This is a genomic window from Nocardia sp. CA-151230 (assembly GCF_050942175.1).
Taxonomy (GTDB): domain Bacteria; phylum Actinomycetota; class Actinomycetes; order Mycobacteriales; family Mycobacteriaceae; genus Nocardia.
Genome location: NZ_CP192061.1, coordinates 2,708,269 through 2,722,586, shown reverse-complemented (window position 1 = coordinate 2,722,586; position 14,318 = coordinate 2,708,269). Strand labels below are relative to the sequence as shown.

Sequence of the window (14,318 nt, the reverse complement as noted above, 5' to 3'; positions counted from 1 at the left end):
GTGCGGCCAAATCTTCCCTGGAGGCATTGATGACCACGGCACCACACCGCGAATACTCGAGCGACATGTTTCGGAAACTGGCGGCCGAGGCTCGTGGCTTCGAGCCTCCGACCCGAAGCCGTGTAGAAACGTGTGACGACCTGGACCTTCTTCGAACATGGCCCCTGCGAGCTGTGGCCGCCGACGATGTCGCCGATGTGTTCTCGTGAGCCACATGCGGATTTCGGTAGCTGCTGACGAGGACACCGGGGTGGCGGGGGATGTGGTCGAGGAGCTGCGGCGGCGTGGGCACGAAGTCACCGTGCACGGGGCGCTGGAGGCGGAGGAGCGCGACGACTGGGCGTGGGCCAGTGAGGCTGCGGCGCGGGATGTCGCGGAGGGACGGGCCGAGCAGGCAGTGGTGTGCTGCTGGACCGGAACCGGCGCTTCCATTGCGGCGAACAAGGTGCCGGGGGTGCGAGCGGCACTCTGTGTGGACGCGTATACCGCTGAGGGAGCACGGAAGTGGAATGACGCCAATGTGCTGGCGTTGAGTCTGCGGCTCACCTCCCGGGCGCAGCTGACCGAGATTCTGGATGCCTGGTTCGCCGGGGCCGCCAGTGCGGACCCCGGCGATCGCGCGAACGTCGCTCACGTGGACGGGATCCGGTGATCAGGCCTCGGTGGCGAGATGGGCGTGGGCGGTACGTAGTTCGCGTTTGAGGATCTTGCCGCTGGGGTTCTTGGGGAGAGCCTCGACGAACGTCACGTACTTGGGGACCTTGTAGCCGGCGAGCCGTTGCTTGCAGTGGGCGATGACGGTGGCGGCGTCGGGGTCGGTTCCATTGCGGGCCACCACGATCGCGGTGACGGCTTCGATCCAGTGCGGGTGCGGGATGCCCACCACGGCGGCTTCGGATATCTCGGGGTGCTCGTAGAGGACCTCTTCGACCTCGCGGCTGGCGACGTTCTCGCCGCCGGTCTTGATCATGTCCTTCTTGCGGTCGACGACGCTGAGATAGCCGTCGGCGTCCAGCACGCCGAGGTCGCCGCTGTGGAACCAGCCGTTGCGGAAGGCTTCCGCGGTTTTCGCGGGATCGTTCCAGTAGCCGAGCATGGCCTGCGGAGAGCGGTGCACGATCTCGCCGACCACGCCGACACCCACCGGGATGTCGTCGTCATCGACCACGCGGGTCTCGACATTGAGCGCCGGCCGCCCCGCCGAACCGGGCTTGGTCAGCTGGTCCTCGGGTGCGAGGACCGTGGCCAGCGGCGCGAGTTCGGTCTGGCCGTAGAAGTTGGTGAGCCCCACCCCGGGTAGCCGCTCGGAGAGTTCGACCAGCACCTCGACGGGCATGATGCTGGCGCCGTAGTAGCCCTTGCGCAGGGACGACAAGTCATAACTGTCGAAGTCGGGATGCCGCAGAAGCGAGACCCACACCGTCGGCGGGCAGAACAGTTTGGTGGCGCGCTCGGTCTCGATGGTGCGCAGGATCGTCGTGGCATCGGGGCCCGGCAGCAGGATACTGGTCGCGCCGAGCCACAGGTCGGGCGTGAGGAAGCAGTGCAGCTGGGCGCAGTGGTACAGCGGCAGCGCGTGCACCTCGATGTCGTCGGCGCTCATGCGCCCATCCACCACCACACTGGTGTACTGCGCGATGAGCCCGCGGCTGGACAGCACCGCGCCCTTGGGGCGGGACTCGGTGCCGGAGGTGTACATGATCTGGATGGGATCGTCGTCGCCGACGAACACCTGCGGCGCCGAGGCGTCGGGGTGATGCTCCCACGCGCTCACGTCCTCCCACCCGGCCGTCGCGGGCAGCCCGCCCAGCCCGATCCAGCCGAACAGCCGGATCTCGCTGTCGCCCAGCTGTTTCACCGCGGCCTCGGCCTCCCCGGCCAGTCCGTCCTCGGTGATCAGCGCGACAGCCCCGGAGTGTTCGAGGATGAATGACACTTCGTCGGCGGTGAGCATGAAGTTGATCGGCACCGAGATCGCGCCCAGCCGCGCCAGCGCGAAGTACACGAGCACGAACTCACGGCAGTTGTGCGAATAGATCGCGACCCGATCGCCCTGCGTCACACCGCGATCGGCCAGGCTGTGCGCGACCCGGTTCACCGCCGCGTCGAGATCGGCGTAGCTCTCCCGCCGGTCCCGCCAGACCAGCGCGGTCTTGTCCGGAACCCGCGCGGCGCTGCGCCGCAGGAGATCTCCGAGCGCCTGCGACCGCGCGCCCGCCACTGTTGACTCAGTGCCCTCTGCATCCATGCGATCAACTTCTACCGCACGAATGTGTCCGGCGTCATACAGTCTCGCTGAGCAGGACCAGATTTCGCCGCCACGCAGCGCATTTCCCCACATAACGCGGCAGGTGCTCGGAGGCGAACGCCGCCGGCGACCACTCGTGGTCCTCGACCTCGGCGGTCCAGGCATAGGTCCACGCGTAGCCGACCCGCTCCCCCGCGTGCACCGACACCGGCAGCAGATCGTATTCGTCGTCCTCGAAAGCGTCGAGCACCCGCCACTCGTCGGCGGTGAGCCCGGTGAGCAGGTATCCCTCGGTCACGGAGCCGGTCGCGGTCACCAGTCCCGGATACGCGCGGCCGGGCAGCGCGGCCGCCCGCCGCCCGATCGAGCGCGCGGGTTCCATCGCCGGTACCCGCCCGATCAATTCGGTCAGCACCGGGCCGAATTGCAGAGTCCCGTAGACGAACAGGGGCTCACCCACCCCCGGCAACCGCGATCGGCTCCACCGCGAACCGCGGGGCGGCGGAGCGGGGAGTTCCCGAGAGCCGGGGCTGGTCATCTGCCGGCCGTACGGGCGAAAGTGCCCGCGTCGTGCGAGTTGATGATGGTCACCTGGTGACCGTGCAGCTTTCTGAGTTCCCGCAGCCGCCGCTGATTGGCCCGATACGCCTCGCCCGCAATGGCTCCGGTCTCGTACACCTTCCACCAGAACGGCGTGAACGGCTCCTCGGGATGGATGCTGGACTCCGCGAAGAACGAGTCACCCGCGTGCAGCAGCCACCCGTTGCCGTGGTCGATCGCGACCCCGGCGTGCCCGCGGGTGTGGCCCGCCAGCGGCACCACCAGGATTTCCGGTGGCAGCCCGGGCAGGTCGCGCACCGCGGTGAACCCGAACCAGTCCTCGCCACCCTCGACTTCGTTCACCATCCATTTGGGCCCGTGCGCCCACTGCGCGGCCCGGTAGCGCAACCGCTCGGACAGGGTGGGTGTGGCGGTGGCGGCGCGGAATTCGGGTCCGTGCACGTGCACGGTGGCCTCGGGGAAATCCGACAGACCGCCCGAGTGGTCCAGGTCGAGATGGGTCAGGATGACGTGGCGGACATCGCGCGGGTCATAGCCCAGGCGCTGGATCTGGCGCACCGCCGTCTCGGCCTCGGTCGGCTTCGCCCCCAGCAGGAAACGGCTGGCACCCACCATCTTGCCGGGCTGCCGCACGGCCTCCAGCCCGAACCCGGTGTCGACGAGCACGAGCGCGTCCCGGGTCTCGATGAGCAGGCAGTGATCGATCAGGCCGAATCCCATGGTGCCGCAGTTCAGGTGGTGAATCCGCATAGGCCCGAGCGTTTCAGACACCCTGTGGTGACGCAACCGCGCAGGTTGCCGGAATGATCGGGGTCGCCGCCGTGCACCGCACGAGAGGTCGCCGCCGTGCACCGCACGAGAGGTCGCCGCCGTGCACCGCACGAGGGGTCGCCGCCGTGCGCTGCACGAGGGGTCAGCGCGGCCGGCATTCCCGGATGATCTCGGCGAGCTGGTCGTAGTCGTCGCCCCGGGCGGTGGAGGAGCGGAACGCCAGTCCGACCGTGCGGCCCGGCGCCGGCGCGGCGAAGGTCGCGATGTCCAAAGTGCCGCGCGCGGTTTCGGCGGCCACCGCCATGGCCGGGATCAGCGTGACGCCGAGATCGCCCGCGACGCACTGCACCACCGTGGCCAGCGAGGCCGCGCGGGTGTCGCCGACCGCACCCGGCTGGGCGTCGTGTGCCCGGCACAGATCCAGGGTCTGGTCGCGCAGGCAGTGGCCTTCGTCGAGGAGCAGCAGCGGCTGCGCGTCCAGGTCGGCCGGTGTGAGGTCGGTGCGCCCGGCCAGTTCGTGCTCGCGCGGCAGCACCAGCACGAACTCCTCGGTGTAGAGCGGTATCTCTACCAGTCCGGCGACATCGGTGGGCAGCGCCAGCAGCGCCACGTCCAGGACGCCCGAACGCAGCCCGTCGAGCAGCCGGGCGGTCTGGTCCTCGACGACGTGCGGCACCAGAGCGGGCACCCGTGAACGCAATTCGGGCAGCAGCCGGGGCAGCACGTACGGCGCGATGGTCGGGATGATGCCGAGCCGCAGGGTGCCGCGCAGCCCCTCACCAGCAGCGGAGGCGACAAATCGGTCAGCGGCCTCGAGGGTGGCAATGGCTTGCGGCAGTAGCCGTTTGCCGTCGGCGGTGACCAGTACCCGGCGCGTACTGCGCTCGATCAGCTGGAGCCCCAGTCCGTTTTCCAGTGATGCCAGTGCCTGCGATAGCGTGGGCTGGCTCACGCCGAGCCGCGTCGCCGCGGTGCCGAAGTGCCGGTATTCCGCGATGGCAGCGAACGCACGCAGCTGTGACAGGGTGGGCTGATAAGTTTGATCAGTCACGCCTATCAGTGTAGTGCCATCGATCACGTTTACCTCTCACCGCAGTTCGGCAAAGATCGTATATACGTCTCGACACAATCGACACGACTACATATGAGGAGAGCAAGCATGGCCCTGCTGACCATCGGCGATCAGTTCCCCGCCTACAACCTGAAGGCTGTCATCGGCGGCGATCTCTCGAAGGTGAACGCTCAGCAGCCCGACGACTACTTCACCCAGATCTCGAGCGACGACTACGCCGGCAAGTGGCGCATCGTCTTCTTCTGGCCCAAGGACTTCACCTTCGTGTGCCCGACCGAGATCGCCGCCTTCGGCAAGCTGAACGACGAGTTCGCCGATCGCGACGCGCAGGTGCTGGGCGCATCGGTCGACAACGAGTTCGTCCACTTCCAGTGGCGCGCCCAGCACGAGGACCTCAAGACCCTCCCGTTCCCGATGCTGAGCGACCTCAAGCGCGAACTGGCCGCCGCCACCGGCGTTCTCAATGCCGACGGCGTCGCCGACCGCGCCACCTTCATCGTCGACCCGAACAACGAGATCCAGTTCGTGTCCGTCACCGCGGGTTCGGTGGGCCGCAATGTCGACGAGGTGCTGCGGGTGCTGGACGCGCTGCAGTCCGACGAGCTGTGCGCCTGCAACTGGAAGAAGGGCGACCCGACCATCCAGGCCGGCGAGCTCATGACCGCGTCGGTGTAGTAAAGGCTCGCAAGGGAATTCGTCATGACCATCGAAAATCTCAAGAACTCGCTTCCCGAGTACGCCAAGGATCTGAAGCTCAACCTGTCCTCGCTGTCGCGGACCACCGTGCTCAACGAGCAGCAGCTGTGGGGCACCCTGCTGGCCTCGGCCGCGGCCACCCGCTCGGCGACCACGCTGCGCGAGATCGCCGACGAGGCGGCCGACGTGCTGTCCGCCGAGGCGTACAACGCCGCGCTGGGCGCCGCGTCGATCATGGGCATGAACAATGTGTTCTACCGCGGCAAGGCGTTCCTGGAGGGCCGCTACGACGATCTGCGCGCGGGCCTGCGCATGCAGATCATCGGCTCGCCCGGCGTGGACAAGGCCGACTTCGAGCTGTGGTCGTTCGCGGTGTCATCGATCAACGGCTGCCAGCACTGCCTGGAGGCGCACGAGCACACGCTGCGTGAGGCGGGCGTCTCGCGCGAGGTGATCTTCGAGGCGCTGCGCGCCGCCGCGATCGTGGCGGGCGTGGGCCAGGCCGTGGCGTCGACCGAGGCGCTGGTCACCGCCACCGTCTAGTCGAGTCCAGCCGTAAGGGCTGTACACCTGCGGGTGTACAGCCCTTACGCGTATTTGCTTATCGATTGCTGCAATACGGTCGTCGTTCGGCCCGGAAAGCGCCCTGGCCAATATGCCCGGCGTATGCGGGCCTCCCGCGAATCGATAACTGTCGGTAAGCTCGCTTGACATGACCGTTCCGGAAAGTGATGGCGCTCAAATGGAGGTCGTGCGCGTGTTCACCGACGCGGCCGGGCGTTTCGGCAATCTGCTCGGCATCGTCCGCCGCTCCGCCGTCGAGAATGCCGACCATCAGGCGCTGGCGGCCCGCGTCGGCTACAGCGAGACCGTGGTGGTCGACGACCCGGTCGACGGGCGAGTGAAAATGCGTATCTACACCCCCGCCACCGAGCTGCCCTTCGCCGGGCACCCCACGGTCGGCACCGCGTGGTGGTTCAATGACCAGCGGCAACCCGTGAAAATCATCGACGTACCCGCCGGGCCGGTCGAGGTGACGCTCTCCGAGGGCCTGACCTGGGCCCGGGCCCGGGCCGAATGGGCCCCGACGTTCGAATTCCACCAGTTCGAGGATCCGGCCGAGATCGCCACCCTGGATCCGGCCGATTTCCCGGCAGGCCAGCACTACTGCTGGGCCTGGACCGACGAGCCGCGCGGCGCGGTCCGCGCGCGAATGTTCGCCCCGGCCATGGGAGTTCCCGAGGACCAGGCCACGGGCGCGGCCGCCATCGCGCTGACCGCCCTGCTCACCCGCGGCCTGCACATCACGCAGGGCGAGGGCTCGCAGATCTTCACCGAATGGGATTCCGACGGCTGGGCCCGGGTCGGCGGCCGCGTGGTCGCCGATCACCCGATCCTCATCTAGCGGCAAAACCCTTTCCGCACACCATGACCCGATCGGGCGGACGGCCTAGGCCGCCGGGCCGATGCGCTGTCCGAAGGCGAGCCGATGGCCGCCCGGGATGCGCAGCACGAAATCCCGCAGCCCCCACGGGTGTTCGGTGAGCTCGGTGGCGATCTCGCCGCCGTGGCGCTCGCAGTGCGCGTAGAGCGCGTCCACATCGTCCACGCCGACGTATCCGGCGGTGGTCTCGTTGACGGCCGGGTGGGGCGTGCGCACGATGCCCAGTCCCACCCCGCCGCGGCGCAGTAGGGCCAGCCCCATCGCTGGCTCGTGAACCTCGACCACGAACCCCAGCACATCGCGCAGGAAGTCGACGGTGGGCGTGAGGTCGGCCACCTCGAGGTTGGCGCGGTAGCTCTCGAACTCGGCCATTGCCGCAGCATACCGCCGGTGCGGCGGCAAATTCGGTTGCGCGGCTGTCGGTGGGCGGTGAGATGGTTGGGGGCGCGCCGCAGTCATCGGCCGCAGCCGATCAGCACCTGGAAAGGACGTTTCGCCGTGGACACCCCCGTCGAGTCACCGACCGCCCCTGAGCGGTCCGATCGGGCGGGACGGCGCGAGTGGATCGGCCTCGGGGTGCTGGCACTGGCCTGCCTGGTCTATGCGATGGATCTGACCGTGCTGCACCTGGCCGTGCCACAGATCAGCGCGACACTGCATCCGAGCAGCACCGCACTGCTGTGGATCATCGACGTCTACGGGTTCATGCTGGCCGGTCTGCTCATCACCATGGGCACACTCGGCGATCGCATCGGGCGACGGCGGCTACTACTGCTCGGCGGGGCGTTGTTCGGAGTGGTGTCGGTGGTAGCGGCCTTCTCCCCCACCGCCGAATTCCTGATCGGGTGCCGGGCGCTGCTGGGCATCGCGGGCGCCACCATCGCGCCGTCGACACTGTCGTTGATCTTCAACATGTTTCGCGATCCCCGGCAGCGGTCGCTGGCCGTGGGCACCTGGGTGAGCGCGTTCTCCGCGGGCGGCGTGGTCGGCCCACTGCTGGGCGGCGTACTGCTGGAGCATTTCTGGTGGGGTTCGGTGTTCCTGCTGGCCGTACCGGTCATGGCGCTGCTACTGGTGCTCGGGCCGCGGGTGCTGCCGGAGTTCCGTGACCCGGAAGCCGGGCGGCTCGATCCGGCCAGTGCCGCACTGAGTGTGGTCACCATGGTGGCGCTGGTACTGGCCATGAAGAAGCTCGCGCAGGATGGGCCGGGGACGGTGCCGCTGGTGGCCGCGGTGGCCGGGCTGCTCGCGGGCGCGCTGTTCGCGCACCGTCAGCTCACCTGTCCCGATCCCATGCTGGATCTGCGACTGTTCCGGCTGGGCGCGTTCCGCACCGCGCTGGGCATCAATGTGATCGCCATTTTCGTGGCGTTCGGCTATTTCCTGTTCGTGGCCCAGTACTTCCAGCTGGTCCTGGAGATGACGCCCATGCAGGCCGGTGCGGCCATGGCGCCGTCCAGTGTCGGCTTCATCATCGGTTCGCAGGCGGCCCCGCGCATCGTGCGGGTCGTGCGGCCCGCCTACCTGATCGGCGCCGGAATGATGCTGGCCGCAGTCGGATTGGTCATGCTCACCCAGCTGTCGGCGCACGGCGGTCCGGTCCTGGCCGTGATCGCCTCGCTGCTCATCGCCCTGGGGCTGGCGCCGGTCTTCGGCATCACCACCGAGCTCATCGTCGGCTCCGCCCCGCCGGAGCAGGCGGGGGCCGCCTCGGGCGTGTCCGAGACCGGCGCGGAACTCGGTGGCGCCCTGGGCATCTCGATCCTGGGCAGCATCAGCCTGGCCATCTACCGCGCCGATCTCGCCGACGCGCTGCCGCGCGATCTGCCGAGCGCGGACGCGGTGCGCGAAACACTGGGCGAGGCGGTCCAGGTGGCCGCCACGCTCCCCGGCGATATGGGTTCCGCGGTCCTGACCGCGGCCCGCGCGGCCTTCATCCACGGTGTGCACATCACGGCGGGAGTCGCGGCGGTGGGCGCGCTCCTCGTGGGTGTGCTGGCCGTGGCCAAGCTACGCCACGTGCCCGCCGGTGAACTCTCCGGCGGGCACGGGCACTAGCGTTCGGACACTCCGCCCGGTCCGGCTCAGCCCAGGGCGCGCGCGAAGCGGTCGGCCATCTCCGCGACCTGGGCCTCGGTGATGACGAACGACGGCGAGATCTGCAGGGCACCCTGACCGGCGGCGCGTGTCGAGACACCGTGGGCGCGAAGGGTTTTCACCATGGCGAGGGCCTCGGCCGGGTCGGCCAGCTGGACCGCGGCGACCGCACCCAGGCCGCTGCGCACCTCGGCGACCCGCGGGTGCTCGGCCAGCAGCGAGAAGTACTGGTGCAGTAGGGATTCCAGGTTCTTGCTGGCATCCAGCAGGTGCTCGCGCTCGACGATGTCGAGGTTGGCCATGGCCGCGGCGGCCGCGCCGGCGTGACCGCCGTAGGTGTAGCCGTGCCGCCACCAGACGCCGCCGGCGAAGAACGGCTCGGCGACGCGGGGCGCGACGAAGACCGCGCCCATGGGGACGTACCCGGAGGTGAGGCCCTTGGCGGTGGTCATGAGGTCGGGTTCCAGGCCGAAACGCGAGGAGGCGAACCAGGATCCGCCGATGCGGCCGAAGCCGGTGACGACCTCGTCGGCGACGAAGAGGATGTCGTTGTCGCGGCAGATCCGCCGGACCTCGTTGAGGTAGCCCTCCGGCGGCAGGTACACCCCGCCCGCGCCGATGATGGGCTCGGCGAAGAACGCCGCGATCCGGTCCGCGCCGACCTCCTCGATGAGGGCGGTCAGCGCCTTGGCCTGATCCCATTCGATGGTGCGGGTGTCGGGCATGAAGACGCCGGTGTAGCCCTCGCCATTGACCGGGATGCCGGCCAGCGCGGTGCCGCCGACATGCATGCCGTGGTACGCCTTCTGACGGCCCACCAGGATGGTCTTCTCCGGGCGGCCCAGCTCCTGCCAGTATCGGCGGGCCAGCTTGGCGGCGGTGTCGATGCCGTCGGAGCCGCCGGAGGTGAAGAAGATCTTGCTGCCGGGCACCGGCGCCAGGGCGGAGAGTCGCTCGGCCAGATCACGGGTCACCGGTGAGGCCAGATCGCCGAAGTTGGAGTAGTGCGCGACCTGGGTCAGCTGCGCGGCGACCGCGTCGGCGATCTCGCGGCGGCCGTGTCCGATATTGGCGAACCAGAGGCCGCCGGTGGCATCGAGGTACTGTGTCCCACCCTCGTCCCAGATGTACGCGCCCTCGCCGCGCGCCACCACGAACGCCCCGTCCCGCTCGACCGCACCCATATCGGCGAAGCCATGCCACAGCGAACCCATCCAGAGCACCTCCATCACCCGATACCGGCCACGCCCATCCGGGCGAACCGGTCTTTCTTCACCATCTCACCATCACGACGGTGAACAGGTCGAATGGCCCCCGGGTCACCCGGCCGCGGCGGCGACGAGCATGTAGGCGGTGCCGAGATCCATCACCAGGTGCGGCACCACGGCCAGCGATCCGGCCGCGCCCATGGGATGCGGGAACACCCGTGGCAACCGGTGGCGCAGCGCCGGCACCGCCATGACCGCCGCGTCCGCCACGAACAGCGCCGCCAGCACCAGCACCGGACCGGGTGCGGGCCCCACGTGCCCGTGCCCGCCGTGTTCGTGCGGCCCGTGCCCGCTCATCGCGTACAGCATCGCCGCGGCCGCCAGAACGTGATACGCGAACGCGCCGGCCATCCCTCCCCCGGTGCCCGCGTCCGAAAACGCGCTGCGCCACCGCAGTATCCGATCTCCCAGCAACAGCGTGTACACGACCACCATGGCCGTCAGCACCCCGCGCACCGCGTGCGGGTCGGCGACCGTCGGAAACACCAACATTCCCAGCATTACCAGGCACATCACCAGGTGTGCGGCATCCGACTCCCGATCCACGCGCAACCAGGCGCACGAGCCCGGGCGCACCGTGCCGAGCCTGGCGGCCACCAGGGCGGCGGCCAGGCAGAAGGCCATCACCGCGACCCACCGCACCACCCCGTACTGCTCGACGATCAACCCCACACCCCACCACCTCTCACCGCGGCGACCGGCTCCCCTTCCATGCTGACACCGTCCGGCCCCGGCTCCCCCGCCTTTCCCCTGCCGAATCCCCCGCCCGGGCACCGCCACTGGGTGACCGATTACCCGGCCGATTCACTCCTCACACCCCTGAATCGTTCGTATCGAGTGATCGAACAGAGGAGCACCCATGCGTCCGAGCCGAACCGACGACCCGGTGGATCCGATCGCCGATCTGCGCGCGAACCTGTACCTGCTGCGCTGTTCGGTCGAGCGGATGACCGAGGCGATGAAAGGAATCCTCCACGAGATGCGGAGCTTCGACGCGCGGCTGAGCACCCTCGAGGCCGGTCTCGGCGACCCAGCAGCGAACAAGAATCAGTGCGCCTCGAAACCTGTTTTCCAGCAGGGTATTTCGTGGCCGACATCGGACGGTCCGCAGGAATTCCCTGGTCGACACGCCTTATCGCCGCATTCGCTGCCCGGCCCGATGTCTCCGATAGGCTTAATTGCCAGCCAATAGCGGCTGTTCCTGTGATATCGGACTCTGGAAGAAACGCTAGCGCACATCTTCGAGAAAGGATCCAGGTTTGCGGCGTCTCATAATCGTCGCCGCGGCGGGCACGGCCGTGGCAACTCTGGGCGTCCTGGGCGTGTGGGCCTGGGGTACCGACGTGGGCCAAGCCCAGCCGCCCGGCTCGGATGTAACCGGTTCGGGAGTTCACGTGACGGCATCGGTCGACAGGGTCGGGGTGAATGCGCCCGGCAACCGGACTCCGAACTTCCTCATGACGTTCTCGCATGCCGCACAAATGTCCGGCGATTACTCGGTCAATGTGGAGGGTGACCCGATCACGTCGGGTCAGGCCGTCGCGGGGTTCATCCTCGGCTGCGGGATCAGTGTGGCCGGCGGCTTCACCGTCGGAATCGAGCCCAACCAAGGCTGGGTCGGCGCCCTTGCCCCGACAGTGAGCCCTGCGAGCACTGCGAGCGCCGTCAGCGCGCCGCTTGCGACGGCCACTCCCATGCCGACGTCCAACGCCTCCGTCGTCACACCCAGCGCCATTACACCCATTGCCCGCACACCCCTTACCAGCCCAGCCAGGGCCGCCATAACCACTACGAGCCCATCCAGCGCCACTACCACCCCAACCAGCGCCACTACCACCCCAACCAGCGCCACTACCACCCCAACCAGCGCCACTACCACCCCAACCACCCCAACCACCCCAGCCAGCGCCACTACCCCCGAGACCACGCCGACCACCCCAACCACCGAGACGACCACCCCGACCACCGAGACGACCACCCCGACCACCGAAACCACTACCACCACAACCACTGCCAGCCCACCCAGCATCGACCTCGGACCCAGTGTCGGCGGGGCGCTGGGCATCACCGAAGTCTTGACGGCCACCCTGGGGCCCGGCCAGGTCACCATCGCGACAACGGCGACGTCGGCCCTGGACAACACCACCGTGTTCCCGTACCGCATCAGTTTCAACAACGCCGCGTTGAACGTCGCCCAATGCGCCTCGCCGGTGTCGGCCGTCCCCTTCGTCACGACCACGGTGAGTACCGCGCAGGGAGTGGTGCAGACCACCGCCTACGGCGATCAGTTCACCTTCTGAAGCCCGGAGCCGATTCGAGAAGGGTTGGGGGTCAGCGAATCCGGAACACCGGTCCCCGGGGGCGGAACGGCAGCGTGGCGCCGGCGGGGATCAGGAAGGCGTGTTCGTGGCGGATGCGCAGGACATCGATCATGCCGTCGGTGATGACCAGAATCGGTCCGTCGGCCGGGAAGTCGTCGGCGCGTTCGAGCAGCCGGATGCCCGGTTGCAGCACGGTGCCGCCGCGACCTCGGACGCGAACGCTGGAGGCGATCTCGTCGACCGGCAGGTATCCGGCATCGTGGGCGGCCGCGTCGCAGAACACGACTCGGGCACGCGGCACGTCGCGAGCGAGGGCGTAGGACGCGATGGCGCCCAGCCCCTTGCCCATCAGCTCCCCCGACATCGAGCCCGAGGTATCGAGTACCACGCCGAAGGTGGGCAGCCGCACCGATTCATCCGGCCGCGCCCAGGCCGGGCGCGGAATGTCGGGGGTCGCGGACTGGCGGCGTGAGGCGCGGGCGTAGCTGCGGCGCTTCTCGACGGCCGGGACGTGCTCGTCGAACCATTGCGCCAGTTGGGCATCCCAGGGCAGCGGCGGCTGATCGAGCGCGCGGATCTCCTGTTCCAGTCCGGCAGGTAGCAGTCCGCGGCCGCTGGACTGGTGGTAGGCCAGACCGGTGTGCAGGGCATTGCGGTAGTACTCGTCCAGGTCCAGGTAGCGGCCCGGAGTGTGGCTGTGCGGCAGCGGTTCTCCGAGGATGTCGCTCTTGCCGCGCCCGCGCAGGGTGGCGATCTTGCGCAGGCGGCGCATGTCGGTCGCGATGCGGTCGTAGACCTGTTCGGCCGAAAGGCCTTTCAGCTGCGGGTCGTACAGCAGCCCCTCGGGCAGCTCCCCCACGCCCATCTCGACGAGCCAGCCGTTGATCACGTAATCGCAGGCGACATTGAACAGGTAGTGGTCACGCCGGCCCGCGCGGTCACCGTGCCGCAGAGCCGCGTGCAGCATTTCGTGCGCGAGGACGAAGCGCCACTCTTCATCGGACAACACCGCGAACGGATTGATGTAGATCTCGGCCGCCTCGGCATTGACCGCGGCGATCGAAATGTCCCAGCCGCGAGCGAGATCGGCGTCGGCGACGATCTTCATACCCGCGGCCAGCGCGCCCAGCAGTGGATAGGACGAGACGAACCAGTTGAGCGCCCGGTCCCAGACCCGCAGGCTCGTGGCCTGTCCGCGCGTGACATCGCGGCCGGCCTCGGCCAGCGCCTCCCGGGCCGCCTCACCGATACCGGCGGCGAAGCGCGACTGATGATCCCGCTTGCCGGCCGTCTCGGCCGTGTCGACGAAGAAGTCCGGGAACTCGGTGCGGCGGTATGGCTCCGGGACGCTCGACTGCCGCCAGCGCTCGGCCAGGCCACGTTCATCCGACCCGCCGGGCGGGGGCGGCAACTCGTGCGGCGGGCGGCCGATCTTCAGGGTCAGCAGATACTGGTCGACCACCGCGCAGCAGGCGGCTCGGTAGACCGGATGGGGCCGACTCGACGCGGTGATCCAGGTGCGCGCGTAGACATTCGGCGCCAGAGCGTGCTCCGGCAGGCCGCGTGGGTCGAGGTGGCCGAACCCCGCATGCAGTAGCAGATGCGCGAAGATCCACGCCCATTCCTCGGCGGAGCCATGCCGCTTCGAGTCGTAATAGACAGTGCCCCATGGTGATACGACGGCCCACACATCTTCGGGCAGGCGGCCGTCGATGTCGATGGACCCGTTCTGGATCCGCCGGAACATCGGATGCTGACACACCTGCCGCCATCCGGTGTCGAGATTCTCGCGCCACGGGTCGATCACCTTGCCGCGCTTGCGATTCGAGCGTCCGGCCAC

At 68.6% G+C, this 14,318-nt stretch carries 15 protein-coding genes; 7 read left to right on the top strand and 8 right to left on the bottom strand.

All coding sequences use genetic code 11. The annotated features are described in order from the left end of the window. Positions 1-214: 214 nt before the first annotated feature. On the top strand, positions 215-652 hold the full coding sequence (locus ACQP1O_RS12425; protein ID WP_433565963.1) for an RpiB/LacA/LacB family sugar-phosphate isomerase: 438 nt from the start codon (positions 215-217) through the stop codon (positions 650-652). Here the strand turns inward: ACQP1O_RS12425 and ACQP1O_RS12420 are convergent, their stop codons facing one another. The 4 genes from ACQP1O_RS12420 to ACQP1O_RS12405 form a co-directional block, all read right to left on the bottom strand. Then, positions 653-2,248, bottom strand: a complete 1,596-nt coding sequence (locus tag ACQP1O_RS12420; protein ID WP_433565962.1) for an acyl-CoA synthetase — start codon at positions 2,246-2,248, stop codon at positions 653-655. Positions 2,249-2,282: 34 nt separating this feature from the next. Continuing rightward, entirely contained in the window at positions 2,283-2,708 is a 426-nt protein-coding gene (locus tag ACQP1O_RS12415; RefSeq protein WP_433565961.1) for a gamma-glutamylcyclotransferase family protein, read from the bottom strand. Positions 2,709-2,782: 74 nt separating this feature from the next. Beyond that, positions 2,783-3,559: an MBL fold metallo-hydrolase gene (locus ACQP1O_RS12410; RefSeq protein WP_433565960.1), complete on the bottom strand. Its 777-nt coding sequence runs from the start codon at positions 3,557-3,559 to the stop codon at positions 2,783-2,785. Between the two features lie 163 nt (positions 3,560-3,722). Continuing rightward, positions 3,723-4,631, bottom strand: a complete 909-nt coding sequence (locus ACQP1O_RS12405) for a hydrogen peroxide-inducible genes activator (protein ID WP_433565959.1) — start codon at positions 4,629-4,631, stop codon at positions 3,723-3,725. Positions 4,632-4,739: 108 nt separating this feature from the next. Between ACQP1O_RS12405 and ACQP1O_RS12400 the strand changes: the two genes are divergently transcribed. From ACQP1O_RS12400 to ACQP1O_RS12390, 3 genes are all read left to right on the top strand, one after another. Then, complete coding sequence (locus ACQP1O_RS12400; RefSeq protein ID WP_433565958.1) at positions 4,740-5,327, top strand: peroxiredoxin; 588 nt, start codon at positions 4,740-4,742, stop codon at positions 5,325-5,327. A 24-nt stretch (positions 5,328-5,351) separates the two neighbouring features. Then, a complete protein-coding gene (locus tag ACQP1O_RS12395; protein ID WP_433565957.1) occupies positions 5,352-5,891 on the top strand; it encodes a carboxymuconolactone decarboxylase family protein in 540 nt (179 codons plus the stop codon). A gap of 169 nt (positions 5,892-6,060) precedes the next feature. Then, the gene (locus ACQP1O_RS12390; RefSeq protein ID WP_433565956.1) at positions 6,061-6,753 is read left to right on the top strand and encodes a PhzF family phenazine biosynthesis protein; all 693 of its coding nucleotides are present in this window, start codon (positions 6,061-6,063) and stop codon (positions 6,751-6,753) included. A 45-nt stretch (positions 6,754-6,798) separates the two neighbouring features. Here ACQP1O_RS12390 and ACQP1O_RS12385 read toward each other — a convergent pair whose 3' ends face one another. Continuing rightward, positions 6,799-7,164, bottom strand: a complete 366-nt coding sequence (locus tag ACQP1O_RS12385) for a VOC family protein (RefSeq protein ID WP_433565955.1) — start codon at positions 7,162-7,164, stop codon at positions 6,799-6,801. Between the two features lie 126 nt (positions 7,165-7,290). Here ACQP1O_RS12385 and ACQP1O_RS12380 point away from each other — a divergent pair, with 126 nt between their 5' ends. Continuing rightward, on the top strand, positions 7,291-8,850 hold the full coding sequence (locus ACQP1O_RS12380; protein ID WP_433565954.1) for an MFS transporter: 1,560 nt from the start codon (positions 7,291-7,293) through the stop codon (positions 8,848-8,850). 26 nt (positions 8,851-8,876) lie between these two features. Here the strand turns inward: ACQP1O_RS12380 and ACQP1O_RS12375 are convergent, their stop codons facing one another. Together ACQP1O_RS12375 and ACQP1O_RS12370 are read right to left on the bottom strand one after the other, a co-directional pair. Continuing rightward, entirely contained in the window at positions 8,877-10,103 is a 1,227-nt protein-coding gene (locus ACQP1O_RS12375) for an aspartate aminotransferase family protein (protein ID WP_433565953.1), read from the bottom strand. Between the two features lie 105 nt (positions 10,104-10,208). Further along, on the bottom strand, positions 10,209-10,829 hold the full coding sequence (locus ACQP1O_RS12370) for a DUF5134 domain-containing protein (protein WP_433565952.1): 621 nt from the start codon (positions 10,827-10,829) through the stop codon (positions 10,209-10,211). Positions 10,830-11,016: 187 nt separating this feature from the next. Here ACQP1O_RS12370 and ACQP1O_RS12365 point away from each other — a divergent pair, with 187 nt between their 5' ends. Then, complete coding sequence (locus ACQP1O_RS12365; protein WP_433565951.1) at positions 11,017-11,349, top strand: hypothetical protein; 333 nt, start codon at positions 11,017-11,019, stop codon at positions 11,347-11,349. A gap of 265 nt (positions 11,350-11,614) precedes the next feature. Beyond that, positions 11,615-12,457 (top strand): MspA family porin, encoded by an 843-nt coding sequence (locus ACQP1O_RS12360; RefSeq protein WP_433567659.1) that lies wholly within the window; start codon positions 11,615-11,617, stop codon positions 12,455-12,457. Between the two features lie 31 nt (positions 12,458-12,488). Here ACQP1O_RS12360 and ACQP1O_RS12355 read toward each other — a convergent pair whose 3' ends face one another. After that, a complete protein-coding gene (locus ACQP1O_RS12355) occupies positions 12,489-14,318 on the bottom strand; it encodes a vWA domain-containing protein (RefSeq protein ID WP_433565950.1) in 1,830 nt (609 codons plus the stop codon).

Bases quoted from the DNA above. Each gene is read 5' to 3' on its own strand.
- ACQP1O_RS12360 (WP_433567659.1), top strand. From the start codon at position 11,615: ATGACGTTCTCGCATGCCGCACAAATGTCCGGCGATTACTCGGTCAAT.
- ACQP1O_RS12400 (WP_433565958.1), top strand. From the start codon at position 4,740: ATGGCCCTGCTGACCATCGGCGATCAGTTCCCCGCCTACAACCTGAAG.
- ACQP1O_RS12410 (WP_433565960.1), bottom strand. From the start codon at position 3,559: ATGCGGATTCACCACCTGAACTGCGGCACCATGGGATTCGGCCTGATC.
- ACQP1O_RS12395 (WP_433565957.1), top strand. From the start codon at position 5,352: ATGACCATCGAAAATCTCAAGAACTCGCTTCCCGAGTACGCCAAGGAT.
- ACQP1O_RS12425 (WP_433565963.1), top strand. From the start codon at position 215: ATGCGGATTTCGGTAGCTGCTGACGAGGACACCGGGGTGGCGGGGGAT.
- ACQP1O_RS12385 (WP_433565955.1), bottom strand. From the start codon at position 7,164: ATGGCCGAGTTCGAGAGCTACCGCGCCAACCTCGAGGTGGCCGACCTC.
- ACQP1O_RS12365 (WP_433565951.1), top strand. From the start codon at position 11,017: ATGCGTCCGAGCCGAACCGACGACCCGGTGGATCCGATCGCCGATCTG.
- ACQP1O_RS12390 (WP_433565956.1), top strand. From the start codon at position 6,061: ATGACCGTTCCGGAAAGTGATGGCGCTCAAATGGAGGTCGTGCGCGTG.
- ACQP1O_RS12375 (WP_433565953.1), bottom strand. From the start codon at position 10,103: ATGGGTTCGCTGTGGCATGGCTTCGCCGATATGGGTGCGGTCGAGCGG.
- ACQP1O_RS12420 (WP_433565962.1), bottom strand. From the start codon at position 2,248: ATGGATGCAGAGGGCACTGAGTCAACAGTGGCGGGCGCGCGGTCGCAG.